We start from the raw sequence: 21,659 nt of genomic DNA on the forward strand, positions 1-21,659 counted from the left end.
GGCAGATATCAGCCGCGGTCGTCACGACGACGGGGCTTACGATCCGGACGGCGCTCTCCAGAGTGCTTGCGAGGGCGACGAGCCGGGCGCTGTTCACCTTCGAAGCTCTGGCTGCCGGCTTCACGGATATTGATAGGTTTGCCACATACCCGTACTTTCTTCAGGTGTGCCAGTACGTCTTTAGGCATGCCGGCGGGCAGATCGACTGTGGTCAGGGTATCGAACAACTGGATCTGGCCTATGTAACGGCTGTCTATGCTGGCTTCATTGGCGATGGCACCAACGATATTGCCTACACCTACACCGTGTTCACGACCCACATCCAGCACGTAACGGCACATCTGCAGATCCGGGTTGTCCTTCAGGGAATCGGCCTTGCCGAGATCGCCGGGAACCGGACGAGAGTCACGACGGCGCGAACCACGCTCTTCCCGTGAACCACGATCGTCGCGTGAGCCGCTGCGCTCATCACGGCTGTCACGCTGACGCTCTTGGATCGGAGGCAACTGCAGCGGACGCTCTTGCTGTACCTGGTGCAGCAGTGCAGCTGCCAGAATATCTGTGTCCACTTCCAACTGCTGACACAGCTGAGCCACGGCGCCTTTCATAAAGTCCAGCTCTTCGTTGGCTATGATGGCAGCAACCTGTTCGCCCAGGCGTGACAGACGGCGCTCGGCCACAGTCTCAGGGCTTGGGACCTTCATCGGGGAAATACGGCTGTTGGTGGCACGCTCAATGGTGCGCAGCATGCGCATCTCTCTGTGGGTCACAAACAGAATCGCCATCCCGGTACGACCGGCGCGGCCGGTACGACCGATACGGTGTACATAAGCTTCGGTATCGTAAGGGATGTCATAGTTGACTACGTGACCGATACGCTCAACGTCCAAACCACGGGCGGCAACGTCGGTGGCAATCAAAATGTCCAGCTTACCGGACTTGAGTTGATCCACGGCGCGCTCACGGGCCTGTTGGTTCATATCACCGTGCAGTGGTGATGAGGCGTAACCGCGGGCTTCCAGCTTTTCGGCCAGTTCCACACAGGAGTTACGGGTACGCACAAAGATGATGATACCTTCGGTGTTTTCCACTTCGAGCACACGTACCAGGGCTTCCAGTTTGTTGTGCTGAGACACCTGTACAAAACGCTGCTCGATGGAGTCAACTGTGGTGTGGCTGGCGGCAATGCTGATGGTGGCAGGGTTGTTCAGGTGCTTGTTGGCAACCCGCTTGATCTGCTCAGGCATGGTGGCAGAGAACAGTGCCAGCTGACGCTCGGCCGGAGTATGATCCAAGATCCACTCGATATCGTCGATAAAGCCCATTTTCAGCATTTCATCGGCTTCATCCAGCACCAGAGCCTTGAGGCTGTCGAGCTTGAGGGTGCCACGGCGCATATGGTCCATGACCCGGCCTGGAGTACCAACAACTACCTGAGGGCCGCGACGCAGCGCCTGCAGCTGTTGGTGCATGCTTTGACCGCCATAGATAGGCAGTACGTGGAAACCTTTCATGAATTTGGCATAGCTTGAGAAAGCTTCAGCTACCTGTACCGCCAGTTCGCGGGTTGGTGCCAGCACCAGAATTTGCGGTGCGTTGAGGTTATGATCTGTTGCATTAAGCAGAGGCAGAGCGAAGGCGCCGGTTTTACCCGTACCTGTCTGTGCCTGGCCGAGAATATCCTGGCCCGCCATCAGGGGGGCGATACTCGCAGCTTGAATTGGGGTCGGGTTCTCGTAGCCGAGCTCATCTAGAGCACGCAGCAACGCCTCGGAGAGGCCGAGTTCTCGGAAAGTTTTTTCACTGGATGACATGGGTTGTAGCCTTGTGGACGCGTCTGGATGACGCAGAAAGTTTCACAGACAGAAAATCAACCCCGTGTCGATTTCCCGCACCGAAAACGCCAGATTATAACAGCGAAATCTGCTTCTTTCCACGGCTAAAGGAATTTTTATGGCAAATTTAAAGCAAATAGTAGGCCAACTATCGGTTTTGTAACTGCTTAGTTGGCAGTCGCAGCAACTGTTCCGCCGCCTCGGCCACGGCGCCGATGAAAGGATAATCCAGTCTGTCTGCCGTGTCGTCACGGGTATGGTACTGGGCGTGGGCGGGAACGCCGAAATAGAGCCAGGGGATCCCAGCCTGGTGGAAGGGATAATGATCCGAGGCCCTGAGCCAATCGGTACGCTGCACGCTGCGACCAATAGGGCGCGGATGACTGGGGCGAATGCACAGCCCTGTGCCCGCCATCAGTGCGGCGCTGAAGTCATCATAGTGGTGGAAATAGCGGCTGCCTTCGAGGTAGATGGCATAAGGAAGCCCGGGCCTGCCTATCATATCCAGATTGACCGCCAGCGAGATGTGCTCGGCAAAACCGCTCTGTTGCAATGCGCTCACCAAGGCCTTGCTGCCATAGAGTCCCGGCTCTTCGGCGTCACTGGCAATAAACAGCAGGTTGTAGCGACTGGGCGCTTGTTTGACTCTTCGGGCGATGGCCAACAAGGCCGCCACGCCAGAGGCGTTGTCGTCGGCTCCCGGATAAAAGCCCGGGCCGCGATCGCCCAGATGATCATAGTGGGCAATCAGCAGGCGCCACTCAGTGGTCGGCTGGGCAGCCGGCAGCCAGCCCAGCAGGTTGATGCCCCGAGCGTCGGCAAAGCCATCGACATAGTTGAATGAGTGTTGAAAGCCGCTCAGAGTCTCGGCCAGGGGCGGAAATACCGAAGTGAGCGGCTGTAGGCCGATCTGTTCAAAGCGCTCCGTGAGGTACTCACGGCTGAGCGTCGCACCTTGGGTGCCGCTGCGCCGACCTTGCAACCTGGGCGAGGCAAGCACTTCGACATCCAGTTGCAACTGCTTCGTCTCGGCCCAGCTCAGCTGAATCTCAGCGCCGCAGCGTTCGGGCGAACTGCTGCAACCGGCAGCAAGCATCGGCAATATCAATAGGAGTGCCCACAGCGGAGAGCGAATAGAGAGTGCCCACAGCGGCGGGTGGATAGAGAGTGTCATCGGCATCCTGCCTCCGGCAACGGCAATCAACTCAAGCTATGTTGCAGTTTATACCATTCCCCGAGACGGGTTTGCCTGCTTATTTGGCGAGTTGTGCCATGCCGCCCTGATAGCCGGGCGGTGGGGTGTTGCCGCCGCGGCTGGCGGAAGGTGTCTCAGTTTCCGCTCGGCCCTTGAGCTTGAATACCTCAATACCCGACACCAAATGACGCTTGGCGCCTATGGTGACCAGAGTCGCCGGGGGCAGGGCACTGGGTTCAACCAGCGCCGTGCGGCCATCGGGCAGGGAGACGGTAGTGCCGTCCGGGCCGGAATGCACTACTTCAGCCAAATAGCGTTTGCAGTTGCCCACCAAGGGATCAAAAGCTGCCAGCAATAAACCCGCCATACAGATAACCAGGGCCAATAACAGCAGTCTGTTGCCTGTCACAGTCACCTCACAGCATAGGTTTAAGGAAGCGGGCGGTATGGGACTCTGGATGCTCGGCTACCTGCTCCGGGGTACCGGCCACCAGAATGGTGCCGCCACCCGAACCGCCTTCCGGCCCCAGATCCACTATCCAGTCGGCTGTTTTGATCACATCCAGATTGTGTTCAATCACCACTATGGTGTTGCCCTGGGACTTGAGTCTGTGCAGTACATCCAGCAGCAGCTGGATATCGGCAAAGTGCAGCCCTGTGGTGGGTTCATCCAGAATATAGAGGGTCTTGCCGGTATCCCGCTTCGACAGCTCTTTAGCCAGTTTGACTCGCTGAGCCTCGCCGCCGGAAAGGGTAGTGGCGCTCTGGCCCAAACGTATATAAGACAGACCGACATCCATCAGGGTTTGCAGTTTACGGGCAATGGCCGGCACCGCATCGAAGAACACACGGGCTTCCTCGACCGTCATCTGCAGCACTTCGTGAATGTTCTTGCCCTTGTACTTCACTTCCAGCGTTTCACGGTTGTAGCGCTTGCCCTTACAGACATCGCAAGGCACGTACACATCCGGCAGGAAGTGCATCTCTACCTTAATAAGGCCGTCACCCTGACAGGCCTCACAGCGGCCGCCCTTGACGTTGAAGGAGAAACGCCCCGGCTGATAGCCGCGGGTACGGGATTCCTGAGTCGCCGAAAATAGCTCGCGGATCGGGGTAAATATGCCGGTATAGGTGGCCGGGTTGGAGCGCGGCGTGCGGCCTATGGGGCTCTGATCTATATCCACCACCTTGTCGCATAGCTCCATGCCCTCGATACGCTCATAGGGCGCCGGCTCTTCGGCGGTGGCGCCGTTGAGCATGCGATGGGCAATCTTGAAGAAGGTGTCGTTGATCAGGGTGGATTTGCCTGAGCCCGATACCCCGGTGACACAGGTCAGCAGCCCGACAGGGATCTCCAGATCCACCTGCTTGAGGTTGTTGCCGCTGGCACCGAACAGTTTGATCATCTTGCCGGGATCGCAGGGCACCCGACCTCCGGCCACGGTGATCTTTTTCTTGCCGGACATATATTGGCCGGTGACAGACTCTTCACAGGCCATAATGGCGTTGATGTCACCGTCACAGATCACTTCACCGCCATGAACCCCGGCACCTGGGCCGATATCGATAATATGATCCGCCATGCGAATGGCGTCTTCATCGTGTTCGACCACTATCACAGTGTTGCCCAAATCCCGCAGGTGAGTGAGGGTGTTGAGCAGGCGCTCGTTGTCGCGCTGATGCAAACCAATCGAAGGCTCATCGAGTACATACATCACCCCAACCAGACCGGCGCCGATTTGGCTGGCCAGGCGGATCCGCTGCGCCTCGCCACCTGAAAGGGTTTCTGCCGAACGAGACAAACTCAGGTAGTTGAGGCCGACATTGACCAAAAAGCCCAGGCGATCGCCCACTTCCTTGAGGATCTTCTCGGCTATCTGTGCCTTTTGCCCCTCGAAGCCCAGGGTGGCGAAGTAGTCGCTGGCCTCGCCAATGGACCAGGTGGTCAACTCCGGCAGATTGATATTGCCGATAAACACGTTGCGGGCCTCTTCGCGCAGGCGTGAGCCGCCACAGCTGGAACAGGCCTGGTTGCTGATATATTTGGCCAGCTCTTCCCGCACCGAGTTGGACTCTGTCTCCCGGTAGCGTCTGTCCATGTTGTTGAGGATCCCCTCGAATGGATGGTTGCGAACCACTACATCGCCGCGGTCGTTAATATAACGGAAGGCGACATTCTCTTTGCCTGAGCCATAGAGCACTATCTTCTTCACTTTGGCGGGGAGATCGCCAAAGGGGGTTTCCACATCGAAGCCGTAATGCTCGGCCAGTGAGGTGAGCATCTGGAAATAGTAGAAGTTGCGTCTGTCCCAGCCACGAATGGCGCCGCCGGCCAGCGACAGCTCGTCGTTGGTGATCACCCGATCGGGATCGAAAAACTGCTGTACCCCGAGGCCGTCACAGGTCGGGCAGGCACCCGCGGGGTTGTTGAAGGAAAACAGCCTGGGTTCCAACTCGGCCATGGAGTAACCACAGTGAGGGCAGGCGAAGTTGGCGGAGAACAGCAACTCTTCATTGCTGCCTTCCTCCATGCTGGCTACAGTGGCCACACCGCCGGACAGCTCCAGTGCGGTTTCGAAAGATTCCGCCAGCCGCTGCTGCAGATCCTCGCGTACCTTGAAGCGGTCAACCACCACATCGATATTGTGTTTGACGTGCAGATCCAGCGCCGGAGGGTCGGACAGATCGCACACCTCGCCATCGATCCGGGCGCGAATATAGCCCTGGGCCGCCAGGTTCTCCAGTAATTTGACATGCTCACCCTTGCGGCCCTGCACTACGGGAGCCAACAGCATCAGGCGCTCGCCTTCGGGGCGTTCCAGTACCTTGTCTACCATCTGGCTGACAGTTTGTGCCGCCAGCGGCTGGCCGTGAACCGGGCAACGAGGCTCACCCACACGGGCAAACAGTAATCTGAGATAGTCGTAGATTTCGGTAATGGTTCCCACGGTAGAACGGGGGTTGTGGGAAGTGGACTTCTGTTCAATCGAGATCGCCGGGCTCAGGCCTTCGATATGATCCACATCCGGTTTTTCCATCAGGCTCAAAAATTGGCGGGCATAGGCCGACAGGGATTCCACATAGCGCCGCTGACCTTCGGCGTAGAGGGTATCGAAGGCGAGAGAAGATTTACCCGAACCAGATAAGCCTGTAATCACAATGAGTTTGTCTCGGGGAATGGTCAGATTGATGTTCTTGAGATTGTGGGTTCTGGCACCGCGAATGTCTATCTTGTCCATCAGTCTCTACTTTGGCTAATCACTGGAGAAAAAGAGCACAAGTATCACATATTTTGCGCTGTGCCGATAGCGGCGGCGCATTTGTCCTACTGACACCTTACTGTCAGTAGCAAGCCTTCAGCCGTGGGCTGAGGGCGACTTGGGTTTTTCTCTTTGAGCTGTTCAAAACCTTCGTGGTAACATGCGCTCCCTTAAAAAATTCTTAATCCAGGGCAAAAACTATGGCCAACGGTGGACTTTCCGGCACAGAAAGAAAAGTCGCGTTCTCATTAGCCAGTGTATTTGGGCTGCGCATGATGGGCTTGTTCATGATCATGCCTGTCTTCGCGCTCTATGGACAAGATCTCAAAGGCTTCTCACCTCTGTGGGTGGGTATTGCCATCGGCGCCTATGGTCTGACTCAAGCGATACTGCAGATCCCCATGGGGATACTGTCAGACAGAATTGGCCGCAAGCCGGTGATCCTCGGCGGCCTGTTGGTGTTTGCCCTCGGCAGTGTCCTGGCGGCTATGTCCGACAGCATTTACGGCGTTGTCGCCGGCCGAGCCTTGCAGGGTATGGGTGCCATCGCCGCCGCCGTGCTGGCATTGGCGGCAGATCTCACCCGGGATGAGCAACGCACCAAGGTGATGGCCATCATAGGCATGTGCATAGGTTTCTCCTTTGCCTTGTCGCTGCTGGTGGGGCCCGTGGTGGCGCAGCATCTTGGGCTATCTGGCTTGTTTGCCCTGACGGCTGGCTTGGCGCTGCTGGGTATGCTGATAGTGCAACTGCTGGTGCCCAACCCTGTGGCTCATGCGCCCAAGGGCGATACCATGGCGGAACCGGGCAAGCTGAAAAATATGCTTAAAGATCCGCAGTTGTTTCGCCTCGATGCTGGTATTTTTATTCTGCATTTGGTGCTGACGGCGGTATTCGTGGCATTGCCGCTGGACTTGGTGGACGCCGGCCTTGCCAAAGAAAAGCACTGGATGTTGTACTTCCCGGCCTTTGTCGGCGCCTTCTTTTTGATGGTGCCGCTGATCATCATCGGCGTGAAGCGCAATAATACCAAGGGCATGTTCCAGCTGGCCCTGCTGATCATGTTGGCTGCCTTGCTGGCGATGGCGCTGTTTTCCCATACTCTTTGGGTGTTGGCGGTAGCCATAGTGGCCTTCTTTACCGGCTTTAACTACTTGGAAGCCTCGCTGCCCAGCCTGATCGCCAAATTTTGTCCCGTGGGCGCCAAAGGTTCGGCCATGGGTGTGTATTCCACCAGTCAGTTTCTCGGTGCCTTCTGTGGCGGTTTGCTCGGTGGTGGCGCCTATCAAATCATGGGCGCCGCCGGGGTGTTTACCGTGGCGGTGGTGCTGTTAATTATCTGGCTGGCATTGACCCTGGGAATGAAAAATCCAGTGCTGCTCAAGAGTTACACTCTGGAGGCTCAGGTGAACGGCCGCGAGCAGGCGCAGAAGATGGCCGCCGAGCTGTCTGCGCTGCAAGGGGTTGCCGAAGCCATAGTGGTTTTGGAAGAAAAAGTCGCCTACCTCAAGGTGAACGATCAATTCGATTTAAGACAAGCCAGAGCTGTGTTAGGCTCTGTCAATTAAGCTAAGTATTACGTGAAAATCGCAGGAGATTTCGATGGCCAGTCGTGGTGTTAATAAGGTAATTCTGGTGGGCAATCTGGGACAGGACCCAGAGGTGCGCTACATGCCAAACGGCAACGCCGTAGCGAATATCACAGTGGCCACCAGTGAGTCATGGAAGGACCAACAGGGCCAACAGCAAGAGCGTACCGAGTGGCACAGGGTTGTCATGTTCGGCAAGCTGGCTGAAATTGCCGGTGAGTACCTGCGCAAAGGCTCGCAAGTGTATCTGGAAGGCAAGCTGCAGACCCGCAAGTGGAAAGATCAGAGCGGTCAGGACAAGTACACCACTGAAGTGGTTGTCGATATGGGCGGTACCATGCAGATGCTGGGTGGCCGTAACCAAAACCAAGGCGGTATGAGCCAAGGCGGCAATCAGGGCGGTATGAACCAAGGTGGTATGAACCAAAGCCAAGGTAGTTACGGTGGTGGTCAGGCACAGTCTCAATCTCAATACAATGCGCCACAGCAGTCCGGCGGCTATCAGCCCAAGCCTGCTCAGCAACCGCAGCAGCCACAACAGCCACAACAGCAGTACAACGCGTCGCAGCAGCAAAGCTATGGTCAGCCGCAGAACTCAGGTTATGCGCCCAAGCCACAGCAGCCAGCGCCGCAACAACAGGCTGCTCCGCAGCAGCGTCCGGCACCACAGCCTCAGCCACAACAGCAGAACTACACGCCGGATCTGGATGACGGCTGGGATGATGATATCCCGTTCTGAGGTATACCGGAGATAGGCACTTGTGCTTGATACCGCAAAAAGCCACTGCAACCGCAGTGGCTTTTTTGTTGGAGTTAGTTTTTCCTGGCTTGTTCTGTCAGTGCCGGGATCTTCGCCAAATATTCCAGCGCCTGTTCGGTGAAGCCCAGCTTTAATAGATGCTCACGGCTGAATGGCGCTTGCTTAAGAGGTGCTCCGGAAAGACTGCGCTTGAGCCAATCCGGGTTGCCTATGGCCGCAGAGCCGATGGCAACCAGTTCGGCACCCAGGTTGAATGCCCGTTCGGCGGTGTGGATATCTGTGATAGCTCCGGCAAACATTAACGGAACATGGCCATGATAGCCTTGGCGAATCTGTGTCAGCAACGGGCCTGCCTGTTTGTCTTCATTGGCTTGTTTGAAGCTGTTCCCCATGGAAAAGTGCAAATAGTCGAGCGCCTCTTCGGCCAGCAGGTTGGCGACTTCCAGTTGGTTGGCCAGGCGGATGCCGCTCACATTGGCGTAGCTCTCGGGAGATAGGCGCACACCAATCAAAAATGAGCGCGGCAGACGCTGCCGGATACCGCGAATAATCTCTATGATGATCCTGGCGCGATTGCGGCTGCTGCCGCCCCAAATATCCTCGCGCCGATTCACCTCTGGGTTAAGAAAATTACACAGCAGGAAATGGTGGGCGGCATGCAGTTCCACACCGTGCAGTCCCGCGGCATAAGCCCGCTCGGCAGAGTTGATAAAGGCCTGAATAAGCTGCCGGATTTCCTCATCCTGCAGCTGTGCTACCCCACTTGGATATCTTGTTCCCTGTGCTATTGCTGAGGGGCCTTTGGGGCCTTCTGCGTTCAACTCGGGGAGGGCCCGCAGGCCGCCATGGTGCAGCTGCACCAACACCTTGGCTTGGTTGGCTTCGGCAGAGCTGGCCACGGGGAGCCAGGATTGCTGCTGCGCCTCAGTCATCAGGGCCGGTTGTCCAGACCAGCAACGTCCACCGGGCAAAACCTGGGTGGCAGGGGTTATCAGCATGCCAAAGCCCCCTTGGATACAGAGCTGCAGCCACTGCAACTCGGCTTGGGATGGGTCGCCATTGGCTGCGCTCATATTGTGGGTCAATGGCGCCAATACCGCACGGTTTTTAAGGCTCACGCCGGCGTTGCCAAAGAGGAACTCGTGTTTCAGTGAAGCTGACATCTCACTTTTCCTTTTGTGTCCAATCTATGCCTCTACTGTACATCTGTCGCTATGGGAAATAATCTGTCATTCAGGAAATGTATTCGCTCCTGGTGGGAATGAATTGGCACTTGAGGGGAACAACAATGGATCATCATAAGCTGGACAACCTTTATCTGATGCGGCTTTTTACCCTGATTGTCCGTCTGGGTTCCTTTGCGGCCGCCGCCCGCCAGCTACAAATCACTGCCGGTAAAGTTTCCAAGGATATTCACTTTCTGGAACAGCGACTGCAAACCCGGTTGTTGCACCGCACAACTCGCAGCCTGACGTTGACCGATGACGGTGAGCTGTATTTTCAACAGGCCGAGCGGATCCTCGAGCTCAATGAGCAGCTGCTCGATAGCCTCAGTCGGCGCAGGCATGAACTGGCCGGCGAACTGAGGATTACTGCCCCGGAACTCTGGGGCGAGCTGGTGTTGACTCCCGTGCTGCTCGGCTTCAAGGCCAGGCATCCGCAGGTAAGCATAGTGGCCGAGTTTTCCAATCGACCGGTAGACCTGCTGCAAGATGGGTTTCATATCGCTTTTCGCAGCACCCAGCTCTCGTCTGAGCCCTATATTGCCAGGGAACTGGGGCAGGACGAATCGGTTCTCTGCGCTGCACCGGCTTACTTGGCATCACGCCTTGCTCCGGCTCAACCCGGCGACTTGTTGCAGCATGAGTTGGTCACTTTGGCGCAGGGAAACAGCCGAAATGAACTTTGGTGTTTTGAACATTCCGCAGGCCAACAGCAGCTTGAGGTTCGGGGCTCTTTGGTGTTCAACAACAAGAAAGCTATCCATGCCGCGGTTTGTCATGGGTTTGGTATAGCCAGATTGCCCAGGTATCTGGCCGAGCCCAGTCTGAAACAGGGAAAGCTGCAAACCGTATTGCCCGAATACAGGCTCAAGAGCGCCACTTTTTATGCGCTCTATACGCAGCGCCGCCGAGAGTCGGCACTGATCCGGGCCTTTATTGATGCGGTAGAACAGGCTCTGTCATTGCAAGCGCTCGCTTGATATGAAGCTGGCGGGAATTTATCGCGGCATCTTTCGCCCGAAAAGTTCCCTCTAGCCCCATAGCCGTGGGATATTTTTCAGCTGAAATTGGCAATCTTTACATTTGTAATCTGTTTGTGCCCTGCCTTGGTGGTGGGCGTTTTTCGGGCAGTGGGTCAATTTGACTTGATGACGGTTATTCTGTTCCCCCGGCTGTCCATTGCAGATAGTGTGAAAGTGTTACTGATGTAATACTTTGTTTTATCTGTTATATTCCTGCGTTCTGTTATTTCCCCTTGTGCTTGTTGCCGGCTTTTTTAGCGCAACCCTTTTCTCTTTCCCGTCGATTGAGCCTCAGTTAATGGTGCTTTATCCTGCCTTTTTCGCTGTTGGGACAAAATTTACCTATATGTTTGGACAAAATGTCTTTTAGTGTATTTTTTGTTCATTTTGGTTTTATAAACTGCTTTTTGTTTGTTTGTTGGCTTTTTATTCTGGCTGGTTTTATTTTTGTGGTTCAATTTGTTATAGCTATTCCTTTGTGATCTCTGTCTCGTGTCATTATTTGTTATCCTGAGTTTCTTTAAGGATAATCTTACACAGAGTGTGGTCTTTGGTTCGACTGCACTTGGCAGGTCGCAGCCAAGGGCTGCGACCCCAATCAAAACTCATAACGACAAGAGTGTGAGGACGCTATGAACAGACGTCAGTTTTTCAAACTGTGCGCTGCCGGGGCGGCAACTTCAGCCATATCTGCGCTGGGGTTGTTGTCCGAGAAGGCTTATGCCGCAGTTCGGGAATTCAAACTACTCAGAGCTAAAGAGACCCGCAACAACTGCCCGTATTGCTCGGTGGGTTGTGGCTTGCTTATGTATAGCCAAGGCAGCGGTGGCAAAAACTCTGAACATGCCATTTTTCATATTGAAGGTGATGCCGATCATCCGGTAAACCGCGGGGCGCTCTGCCCTAAAGGCGCAGGCCTGGTGGACTATGTTAACAGTCCGCACCGTCTGCAGTACCCTGAGTATCGCGCTCCGGGCACCAATGAATGGAAGCGCATCAGCTGGGGCGAAGCTTACAAGCGTATTGCCCGTTTGATGAAAGACGACCGTGATGCCAACCTGATTGAGAAAAACGCCGATGGCGTTACAGTCAACCGTTGGTTGACCACAGGGATGATGACTTCATCCGGTATGGCGAACGAGAGTGGTCTTGCGACTCAGAAGTTTGCTCGTTCTCTCGGCCTAGTCGCCATCGATACCATTGCACGTAACTGACACTCCCCAACGGTAGCAAGTCTTGCTCCAACATTTGGGCGCGGTGCCATGACCAACCATTGGATCGACATCAAGAACTCTAATGTAGTGATAATTATGGGCGGTAATGCTGCAGAAGCGCACCCTGTCGGTTTCGGCTGGGTTACAGAAGCTATGCAACATAACAATGCCAAATTGATTGTGGTTGACCCTCGCTTCAACCGTAGTGCCGCTTTGGCCGATCACTATGCTCCTATCCGCTCAGGTACAGATATTGCCTTCTTGCTGGGTGTGATCCGCTATCTGATCTCCACCAACCAGATCAACTTCGACTATGTGAAGGCCTATACCAACGCCAGCTATCTGGTGCGGGAAGACTTTGAATTCCACGAAGGTCTGTTCTCCGGTTTCGATGAAGAGAAGGGCGACTACAACAAAGAATCCTGGTTCTATCAACTCGACGAAGACGGCTATGCCAAGGTGGATGAATCCCTTGAGCACCCACGTTGTGTATGGAACCTGCTGAAAGAGCACGTAGAACGTTACGACTTTGCCACTGTCAGCAACATCACAGGGACGCCGGTAGATGACTACCAGGTGGTCTGTGAGGCGATTGGCAGCACTTATACCAAAGACAGGGTTGCGACCTTTATGTATGCCCTGGGTTGGACTCACCATAGTAAGGGTGCGCAGAATATTCGTACCATGGCCATGGTGCAGTTGCTGCTGGGCAATATTGGTCAGTTGGGTGGTGGGGTTAACGCCTTGCGTGGTCACGCCAACGTTCAGGGCTCAACCGATATGGGGCTGCTGGCGCAGAGTCTGCCGGGCTACGTTAAACTGCCCAACGACAATGAACCCACTTTGGCCGCTCACCTGGCAGCGCATACGCCCAAGCCTTTGCGTCCGGGTCAAACCAACTACTGGCAAAACTATCCCAAGTTCTATGTCTCTTTGCTGAAAGCGTTCTGGGGCGATAACGCGACCCCTGAAAACGACTTCGGTTACGACTGGTTGCCGAAATGGGATCAGATGTATGACTTTGGCCGCTACCTCGACATGATGTATCGCGGTCAGATCAACGGTTGTATCGTGCAAGGGGTTAACGCAATTAACTCTATGCCCAACCGTAACAAGAACCTCAAGGCGCTGAGCAAGCTCAAGTACTTGGTCGTGCTGGACAACTTGTCATCTGAAACCGCAACCTTCTGGCAAAACGAACCCGGCTTCAACGAAGTCGATACCGCCAGTATCCAAACGGAAGTGTTCCGTCTGCCCACAACCTGTTTTGCCGAGGAAGAAGGTTCCATCGTCAACTCGGGTCGCTGGATGCAGTGGCACTATAAAGGCGCCAATGCTCCCGGCGAAGCCATGGCCGACTCGGAAATCGTTGCCGGCATCTTGCTGGAGCTGAAAAAGCTGTATCGCGAAGAGGGCGGTAAACTGCCTGAGCCTGTGGCTGCGGTTAACTGGGAATACACAGATGCCCATAACCCGAGCTCTGTTGAGCTGACCAAAGAGTTGAACGGATACGATGTTAACACCGGCCGTCAACTGAGCAGCTTTACTGAACTCAAGGCCGATGGCAGCACCGCCTGTGCCTGTTGGATCTATGCCGGTTCCTGGACCGAGCAAGGTAACCAGATGGCACGCCGTGACAACCACGATCCATCCGGCAAGGGGATTACCCCGGGATGGGCATTTGCTTGGCCTGCCAACCGTCGGGTGCTCTACAACCGCGCTTCTTGTGATGTCAACGGTAAGCCTTGGGATCCAAATCGCACCATAGTCGAGTGGAAAGATGGCAAGTGGGAAGGCATAGATGTGCCTGACTTCAACGCCAAGCTTAATCCACAGGACAGCGCGCACCCATTCATCATGCAGGCAGAAGGTGTGGGCCGTTTGTTCGCCCTGAAGCTGCTGAAAGAAGGGCCGTTCCCTGAACACTATGAGCCGGTGGAATCACCAATCGGGACCAACCCATTGCATCCGAAAGTGGTGCACAGCCCTGTGCTGCGTTGGTTTGAGGGTGTGAAAGAAACCATAGGTACCAAAGACGAGTTCCCTTACGCCTGTACCACATACTCGCTCACAGAACACTTTAACTTCTGGACGACTCACTGCCGTTTGGCGGCGATCTCCATGCCAGAGACCTTTGTGGAAATGAACGAGCAATTGGCGGCAGAAAAAGGCATCAAGAATGGTGATTTGGTGAAGGTGAGCTCCAAGCGTGGCCACATCTTTACCAAGGCTCTGGTGACCAAGCGTTTGCGTCCACTGCAAGTCAATGGTCAAACGGTACACACTCTGGGTATTCCACGTCACGGTAGTCATAACGCCCTCACCAAGAAGGCATATACCTGTAATGTGCTGACGACCGAGATGGGTGATGCCAACACGGGTGTTCCTGAGTACAAAGCGTTCCTGGTGAACGTTGAGAAGGCGGAGGTCTGATAATGGCAACACAAGATATTATTCGACGCTCAGGCACCTCAGCGGCAACGCCGGCATCGCAAACTCGGATTGGTGACGTCAAGCAGGTTGCAAAACTGTTTGATGCGACCAAGTGTAACGGCTGTAAGGCCTGTCAGGTGGCGTGCTCCGAATGGAACGATCTGCGCGAGGAAGTGGGCAGTTTCGAGGGAAGTTATCAAAACCCGATGAAACTCTCAGGTCAGGTCTGGACCCTGATGGAGTACAACGAGGTGATGGACGAGCGCAATAAGCTGCGCTGGCAGTTCACTCACTCGGCTTGTATGCACTGTGCCGATCCCGCCTGTCTCAAGGCGTGTTCGACCGCAGGCGCCATTGTGCAGCATGTCAATGGGGTGGTGGACTTCGATTCAGACAAGTGTATCGGTTGCGGTTATTGCGCCAGCGCTTGTCCGTTCGATATCCCCAAAATCGATCCCAAGGACAACAAGGCCTACAAGTGCACCATGTGTTCCGACCGTCTGGCGGTCGGGCTGGAGCCTTCCTGTGTCAAGACCTGTACTACAGGCGCACTGCGTTTCGGTACCCGTGAAGACATGTTGTTCTATGCCGATAAGCGGGTGGCCGAACTCAAGGAACGCGGCTTTGCCAAGGCCGGGCTGTACAACCCGGAGGGTGTGGGTGGCACAGGGATGATGATGATATTGCACGATGTCACTCAGCCTGAAAGCTACAACATGCCGGAAGATCCGCAGATCCCACTGTCTGTCACTCTGTGGCAGGACTGGGTCAAGCCTCTGGGTACAGTTGGGATCCTGGCAACAGCCGCTGTGGCTTGTCTGCACAAGATCACCGTTGGCCGCAACATAGTCGAAGAGGATCAACCCGGTTATCAGCCGCCTGAAGAAGATCAGCAAGCGGCTCAGAAAGAGGAGGACGGCAAATGAGCGAGCATCACAAGCAAGAGATGATAGTGCGTCATAAGCTGTTCGACCGCATCTGTCACTGGTTCATTGTGGCGGCAGGTTTGGTCACCTTTCTGACCGGTTTTTCGTTCTTTTATCCTTCCTTCCAGTGGATGGGGGCTATTGCGGGCACGCCTCAATTGGCGCGTTTCGTTCACCCCATTGCCGGGTTGTTTATGTGTCTGCCGCTGATGTTGATGTTGGTGCGTTACTACCATCACAACAAGTGGGAGAAGAACGACCTGAAATGGATGTTGTCCATTAAGGATGTGATGTTTGAGAACGAGGACAAGATACCGCCTATCGGCCATTACAACCCAGGGCAAAAGGTGCTGTTCCGTGCTTTCGTGGTGACCTCCATCGGACTGACTGTCACCGGCTTCATCATGTGGCAGCCCTATTTTGCGCCTTATTTCTCAGCAACTACCGTGGGCTGGGCCATTCTGGTGCACGCCGTCTGTGCCCTCATCATGTTGATTTTCGTGATGGTGCACTTCTGGATGGCGACCTGGGTAGAAGGTTCAGTTGCGGGCATGCTCTACGGCAAGGTCTCCAAGGCCTGGTGTCGTAAGCACCACCCCAGAATGCTGGAAGAAGATTCGGAAACGGAGAAACACTAAATGAGTCAAACAGCCGAGATACCCCTGGCCCCCGGTAGCGAATCGCCGCTGGAGCTCAAACCACTGAAAGCCGCCGATCCTGTCAGCATTTATCTGCGCAGAGCCAAGCGTCTGGAAGTGTTGGCCAAGGACTCGCCGCTGGCTGATTACCTGGAACTGTGTCGCCGTTTGGTCGCTGTACAGGCCAAACTGGCGGCGGAGGAAGACTTCGGTCTTCCTCCCGCTTGGGACAAGTCCGAGGGCGAGCCCCTCGCAGACTTGGGACCCAGCGCCGACAGTTACTGGCAGGGCTTGCTGCAGCAACTGCTCAGCGAACTCCTGCCGCAGGTGGATGAGTCGGTCGCCCGGGTGCTGCGTCTCTTGATGCAACAGGCACCCGAGCAATTGAGTGCCTGGGGGCAGGCGCTGCGTCAGGGCAACCTGAGTGCAGTGCCCGCCAGGTTCAGTCTGTTTCTGTGGGCCGCTATGGGGCTTTATTGGTCTCATTGGGCGCCGGCAGTTATTCAGCGCATGGATCAGCGCAGGGTCGAACAGCAGAGCCTGTGTCCGGTCTGTGGCAGCCATCCGGTTGCCAGCGTGATAGTCGATGAACCCAGAGCCGGTTTGCGTTATCTGCATTGCAGCCTGTGTGAGAGCGAGTGGCACTACATACGTGCCCACTGCACTTGCTGCGGGCATGACAAGGAGATGAACCTCTGGTCTCTGGACGACTATCAGGCCAATGTTCGCATCGAAAGCTGCGAGGCTTGTCATGGTTATACCAAGATGATGTTCCTCGAAAAGGCGCCGCTGATGGATGTGGCCGCCGATGATTTGGCGACCCTGATGCTCGACAGTCAGCTCAATGAGAAAGGCTATGGTGCTACCACAGTCAATCCCTTGTTGCTGGCCCACGAGACAGAAGACAGCGAGTAACCAAGCCAGTAAGAAAGCCGGGAGGGCTCAGGCCCTCCCTTTATTCAGTCAATGATGAAACAGATGATGACCCAAACTGCCGATACTCTCAAAGACCTCTATCGGGCTTTGCCTTCCATGGATAGCCTGCTGGCCGAGCCGGCGCTGGCCCCACTGCTGAGCCGCTTTGGCAAGGCCGCCGTCAAACAGGCGCTGGATGGACAACTTCGGCTGGCAAGAGCCGGGATAGGCAGCGAGCAACGCCTGCCTGAGTGGTGTCACTCACACCAAACCCTGTATGGCATTTTGGTTGATCAGCTGTCCAGCGATTATCGCCACAGTTTAAGGCCGGTATGGAACCTCACCGGCACCCTGCTGCACACCAACCTGGGACGGGCGCAGCAATCCGAGGCGGCCATCGAGGCCGTCACTTCTGTGATGCGTTACCCAACTCCGCTGGAGTTTGAGTTGCAGGCCGGCAAGCGCGGCCACAGAGACAATGCCGTCAGCTCGCTTATTCACCGCCTCACCGGCGCCGATGCCTGCTGTGTGGTTAACAACAATGCCGCCGCCGTGCTGTTGATGCTGTCGGCGGTGGCGGCCGGTAAAGAGGTGATAGTTTCCCGCGGTGAGCTGGTGGAGATAGGCGGCGCCTTCCGGATCCCCGACATCATGCGTCAGGCCGGAGTGACGTTAGTGGAAGTGGGCAGCACCAACCGTACCCACCTCAGGGATTACGAGCAGGCGATAACCGAAAACACCGCTGCCATCATGAAGGTACACACCAGTAACTACCATATTCAGGGCTTTACCGCCTCGGTGGAAGAGTCGCGGCTGGCGACACTGTGCCGCGAGCATGATATTTCGTTGATCTCGGATCTTGGCAGTGGCTCGCTCACCGACTTGCGCCGCTTCGGGCTCAAGCAGGAACCCACTCCCCAGGCGATGCTGGCCGATGGGGTCGATTTGGTAAGCTTCTCCGGCGACAAGCTGCTCGGTGGCCCTCAGTCCGGGCTGATTGTTGGCAAACAGTCGCTTATCAACAAGTTGCAAAGCCATCCGCTCAAACGGGCGCTGCGCTGCGATAAGCTGATTCTGGCGGCGCTGGAAGCCACACTGATCCATTATCTCAACCCGGAAACCCTGGATACTGAACTGCCTATGATGGCCAAGTTCGGCCGCAGCCAGCAGCAACTCAAACTGCTAGGCAGCCGTTTGCACCAGGCGTTGCAGCCCCTGTTTGCCCCCGGCTATCAACTGGAGCTGGTGGAGTGCCGCACCCAGGTGGGCAGTGGCTCACAGCCGGATACCTTCCTGCCTTCGGTGGCTCTGGCTTTCAGTGCCAATCCGGGCGCTAGCCTGATTGAGCTTGAGCAACACTTCAAGCAGGCCGAGCGGCCGGTGATTGGCCGGATCAGCAATGAGCAACTGCTGCTGGATCTGCGCGGGGTCGACGATGAAGCCGAGTTACTAGCCGAGCTGAGCACTCTGGGAGTGTCGCTGTGATCCTGGTAACCGCCGGCCATGTAGACCATGGCAAGACCAGCCTGATTCGGGCCCTGACAGGGCAGAATACCGACAGATTGCCGGAAGAGAAACGCCGCGGCATGACCATAGATCTGGGTTATGCCTTTATGCCGTTTGCCGACGGCCAGCGACTGGCCTTTATCGATGTGCCTGGCCATGAAAAGTTTATCAACAACATGCTGGTGGGCGTCAGTCATGCCAGACACGCGCTCTTGGTACTGGCCTGTGACGACGGCGTGATGCCGCAGACCCGCGAACATCTGCAGATTTTAGCCATGTTGCCGCTTAAGAGCCTGACGCTGGTGCTCACCAAGAGTGACCTGGTGGAGCGGGCCCGCATTGATGAAGTGGCTGCAGAGAGTGAGGCGCTGCTCTGTGAGTTTGCCCTCAAGGCCTCCGGTGTGTTTAGCGTTTCGGCCAGCAATGGCCAGGGGATCGATTCACTCAGAGAGCATATTCTGGCGCTGGCATCGAGCGAGCTACAGCTTGAGAAGGCTGGCGTCGCCACAGACGCGCAGCAGGCCTTTCGCATGACCCTGGATCGCGCCTTCAGCGTCAAAGGCGCCGGTTGGGTGGTCACGGGCACAGTGATCAGTGGCAGTGCCAATGTCGGTGATAACCTCTACAGCTCGGGTCAGAAAGACAAGCTGAGGATCCGCGGCATTCACTGCCAGGGGCAGGAGTCGCAGACGGCGCTGCCGGGCACCCGGGTCGCCCTCAATCTCAGTGGCGTCGATAACCACAGAGCGCCGCAGCGTGGCGATTGGTTCAGCAACTTGCCGCAGCCGGACGCCTGTGGCCGCCCTGTGGTGCAGATCCGTGCCTTTGAGCCAGTGACTCACTGGCAGAGCGTACATTGCCACCACGGCGCCGATCATACTCTGGGACGCATATCCCAACTGACCGAGGCCGATGAGCGCGGCTACTGCCTGGCTGAACTGGTGCTGGATAAGCCACTGATATTGTGCCAGGACGACCCCATAGTGCTGCGTCATGCCAGTGGCAAGCATACCCTGGGTGCCGGCAGAGTACTGGCACTCACAGTGCCCAATCGCAAGAAACGCACCGAAGAGCGGCTCGCTCTTCTTGGCCGTCTCGCCGACGCCGAGACTCCGGCCGCGGCTCTTACCCTTCTAGGCAGGCAGCAGGCCTTGGCCGTGCCTGACTTGGCCTGGCGCTGGCAGTTGACCGAAGCTGGTTTGAGTCGGGTCATCGAAGAATCCGGACTCAGCCGCCATGGCGGTTTCCTGTTGGCACCTGAACTGCTTGAGGCCGAGCAACAGCACTATCTGTCCTTGCTGGAGCAATACCATCAGCAGCACCCGGATCAATTGGGGCTGGGGCGCAACCGCCTGCTGCGCATGAGTCACAGCAAGTTGCCATCGCCGCTGGCCGGTTTGATCCTGGAGCGCCTCTGTCGCGATCGCCGCATGGTGCTGCGCGGCGCCTTGCTGCAGTTGCCGCAGCACAGAATGACCTTGGATCCCAAAGCCGAAGCCTGTTGGCAGCGTTTATCTCCTTGGCTGGAGCAGCAGGATACCCCTGTGTGGGTCACGGAAATGGCCGAATATCTTGAATTGGAGCCGGGTGAGCTGCGGCCGCTGTGTTTCCAGTTGGTGCAACAGGGGTTTATCACCGCCGTGGTGAAAGACAGATATCTGCTCAGCAGTAAGCTGTGCCATTACGCCGATCTTATTCGCGGTCATTTAGAGCTAAAGGGACAACTGGAAACCGCCGAGTTCAAGGCGATGGTAGGTCTTGGCCGCAAGGTGAGTATTCAACTGTTGGAGTTCTTCGATCGCAGCGGTTTTACTCGCAGGAAGTATCGCAGTAACAGTCGGGAGATCCGGGACGCTGAACTTTTCTGGTCCCATGAAGATTGGCGGAAGAACATAGGAGTCGAACCTACCCGGGACTGCTGGCAGCCCCACCCGGATTTGAAGTCCGGACGCCTCACCGGAGACGACGTTCTTCCATCGAAAGACAGAAGGATAATAGAAAATGAATGCAGTTGAAGCAACCCTGTTTTTATTTACTTTATGAGTTTGTGATATAGCTCTTATTTTATTTTAAAGTCTGTAAATTTTTATTATTTAGATAGGTTCAGAGGGTACTTATGGATTATTATTCGCATGACGTTGTCACCGAGAAACAAGTCACCCTTATGGAACAAGGGCAGGCTTCGGAATTAACTGACTACTTAGCGAACGAAGTGAGAATCGCCCTGGTATATAACGGCATTGCCCACACGGTAATGTTGGCCAGTCCGCAGGATCTCGAAGCCTTTGCAATCGGCTTTACCTTGTCGGAGCGCATAGTCAGAAACATAAATGAAATCAAGGGTGTTGAACTTGAGTATACCGAAGAAGGTGTGCTGGTTCAGATTGAGATAACCCAAAGATGTTTCATGGAATTAAAGCAACAAAGACGCAATATGGCCGGTAGAACCGGTTGTGGACTTTGCGGTGTTGCCCAACTTGAAGAAGCGGTTAAACCTGTTATTCGAGTTGATGATGGTGCCAAGTTTAATATCAATAATTTAAAGGTTGCTTTGAATTTTGTTAAGGATAATCAACAGCATTTTAAATTAACTGGCGCCACCCATGCTGCCATGGGTTTAAATAAAGATGGGCATATTATTGATGCCTATGAAGATATTGGAAGACATATAGCACTGGATAAGTTAATCGGTGCCTTTTCACAGAAACATGCCGAGCGGCCAATCGCGGTTTTATTGACCAGCAGAGCCAGTTTCGAGATGGTGCAAAAGGCTGCCAGTGCCAATATTCAGATTCTTTTTGCCATGTCCGCCGTGACCTCACTGGCGTTGGAGTTGGCCGAGAAGAGCAACATCACGCTGGTGGGCTTTTGCCGCAACGGTCGTGCGACGCTCTACACCCATGGTCACAGACTGACGGGATTGAGCCGCGATCGCCTGGCCAAAGCCATTTAGGGAAGCTGCGAATAAGGCCTCGAAGTACTCGGGCCTCTTCCCTGGCACAGCGCTTACTGTCTGCTCATCATCGTTGTTAAACACTGTTTATGACCGGTCGGAACCCAGTTCCAGCCGGTCTTTAGTGCTTTGATGATGGCAGACAGCCGGTCGTTTGCTGCACTCCAGCGATTTTATCGCCGTAAAGGCA

The 21,659-nt window shown here is 55.5% G+C and carries 14 protein-coding genes, 1 tRNA gene and 1 pseudogene; 10 read left to right on the forward strand and 6 right to left on the reverse strand.

The features are described from left to right. Window positions 1–8: 8 nt before the first annotated feature. From ACF8D4_RS21280 to uvrA, 4 genes are all read right to left on the reverse strand, one after another. Window positions 9–1,814, reverse strand: a complete 1,806-nt coding sequence (locus ACF8D4_RS21280; protein ID WP_037475015.1) for a DEAD/DEAH box helicase — start codon at window positions 1,812–1,814, stop codon at window positions 9–11. Window positions 1,815–1,983: 169 nt separating this feature from the next. Further along, window positions 1,984–3,015 (reverse strand): M20/M25/M40 family metallo-hydrolase, encoded by a 1,032-nt coding sequence (locus ACF8D4_RS21285; protein WP_392468961.1) that lies wholly within the window; start codon window positions 3,013–3,015, stop codon window positions 1,984–1,986. Window positions 3,016–3,088: 73 nt separating this feature from the next. After that, window positions 3,089–3,439, reverse strand: a complete 351-nt coding sequence (locus ACF8D4_RS21290; RefSeq protein ID WP_208137513.1) for a hypothetical protein — start codon at window positions 3,437–3,439, stop codon at window positions 3,089–3,091. 7 nt (window positions 3,440–3,446) lie between these two features. Further along, a complete protein-coding gene (gene uvrA / locus ACF8D4_RS21295; RefSeq protein ID WP_028780625.1) occupies window positions 3,447–6,269 on the reverse strand; it encodes an excinuclease ABC subunit UvrA in 2,823 nt (940 codons plus the stop codon). Between the two features lie 221 nt (window positions 6,270–6,490). Between uvrA and ACF8D4_RS21300 the strand changes: the two genes are divergently transcribed. Together ACF8D4_RS21300 and ssb are read left to right on the forward strand one after the other, a co-directional pair. Then, window positions 6,491–7,858: an MFS transporter gene (locus ACF8D4_RS21300; RefSeq protein WP_345874597.1), complete on the forward strand. Its 1,368-nt coding sequence runs from the start codon at window positions 6,491–6,493 to the stop codon at window positions 7,856–7,858. A gap of 34 nt (window positions 7,859–7,892) precedes the next feature. Then, a complete protein-coding gene (ssb, locus tag ACF8D4_RS21305; RefSeq protein WP_392468964.1) occupies window positions 7,893–8,618 on the forward strand; it encodes a single-stranded DNA-binding protein in 726 nt (241 codons plus the stop codon). Window positions 8,619–8,692: 74 nt separating this feature from the next. Here ssb and ACF8D4_RS21310 read toward each other — a convergent pair whose 3' ends face one another. Continuing rightward, window positions 8,693–9,802 (reverse strand): HisA/HisF-related TIM barrel protein, encoded by a 1,110-nt coding sequence (locus ACF8D4_RS21310; RefSeq protein WP_345887843.1) that lies wholly within the window; start codon window positions 9,800–9,802, stop codon window positions 8,693–8,695. 125 nt (window positions 9,803–9,927) lie between these two features. On the opposite strand from ACF8D4_RS21310, the gene ACF8D4_RS21315 reads away from it, so the two are divergent. The 7 genes and pseudogenes from ACF8D4_RS21315 to selB all read left to right on the forward strand — a co-directional run. Further along, window positions 9,928–10,842 (forward strand): LysR family transcriptional regulator, encoded by a 915-nt coding sequence (locus tag ACF8D4_RS21315; RefSeq protein ID WP_345887844.1) that lies wholly within the window; start codon window positions 9,928–9,930, stop codon window positions 10,840–10,842. Window positions 10,843–11,516: 674 nt separating this feature from the next. After that, window positions 11,517–14,531 carry a formate dehydrogenase-N subunit alpha gene (fdnG, locus tag ACF8D4_RS21320; RefSeq protein WP_392468967.1) on the forward strand — a complete coding sequence of 1,005 codons (3,015 nt, stop codon included), beginning with the start codon at window positions 11,517–11,519 and terminating at the stop codon, window positions 14,529–14,531. Window positions 14,532–14,533: 2 nt separating this feature from the next. Continuing rightward, window positions 14,534–15,457 carry a formate dehydrogenase subunit beta gene (gene fdxH / locus ACF8D4_RS21325; protein ID WP_025010179.1) on the forward strand — a complete coding sequence of 308 codons (924 nt, stop codon included), beginning with the start codon at window positions 14,534–14,536 and terminating at the stop codon, window positions 15,455–15,457. Next, window positions 15,454–16,095 (forward strand): formate dehydrogenase subunit gamma, encoded by a 642-nt coding sequence (locus tag ACF8D4_RS21330; RefSeq protein WP_208159090.1) that lies wholly within the window; start codon window positions 15,454–15,456, stop codon window positions 16,093–16,095. The genes fdxH and ACF8D4_RS21330 overlap by 4 nt, the downstream gene beginning before the upstream one ends. Continuing rightward, entirely contained in the window at window positions 16,096–17,010 is a 915-nt protein-coding gene (gene fdhE / locus ACF8D4_RS21335) for a formate dehydrogenase accessory protein FdhE (protein ID WP_208222505.1), read from the forward strand. It abuts the gene before it with no gap. Window positions 17,011–17,073: 63 nt separating this feature from the next. Continuing rightward, window positions 17,074–18,495 (forward strand): L-seryl-tRNA(Sec) selenium transferase, encoded by a 1,422-nt coding sequence (gene selA, locus ACF8D4_RS21340; RefSeq protein WP_101058641.1) that lies wholly within the window; start codon window positions 17,074–17,076, stop codon window positions 18,493–18,495. Continuing rightward, window positions 18,492–20,327 (forward strand): annotated as a pseudogene (gene selB, locus ACF8D4_RS21345) (selenocysteine-specific translation elongation factor); the annotation flags it as partial. The gene selA and the pseudogene selB, both read left to right, overlap by 4 nt. Window positions 20,328–20,396: 69 nt before the next feature. Here selB and ACF8D4_RS21350 read toward each other — a convergent pair. After that, window positions 20,397–20,491, reverse strand: a tRNA-Sec gene (locus tag ACF8D4_RS21350). 141 nt (window positions 20,492–20,632) lie between these two features. Between ACF8D4_RS21350 and fdhD the strand changes: the two genes are divergently transcribed. Beyond that, the gene (gene fdhD, locus ACF8D4_RS21355) at window positions 20,633–21,469 is read left to right on the forward strand and encodes a formate dehydrogenase accessory sulfurtransferase FdhD (RefSeq protein WP_025010177.1); all 837 of its coding nucleotides are present in this window, start codon (window positions 20,633–20,635) and stop codon (window positions 21,467–21,469) included. Window positions 21,470–21,659: the final 190 nt, after the last annotated feature.

Source organism: Shewanella sp. YQ_9, assembly GCF_043103185.1.
In the GTDB taxonomy this organism is placed as follows: Bacteria; Pseudomonadota; Gammaproteobacteria; order Enterobacterales; family Shewanellaceae; genus Shewanella; species Shewanella algae.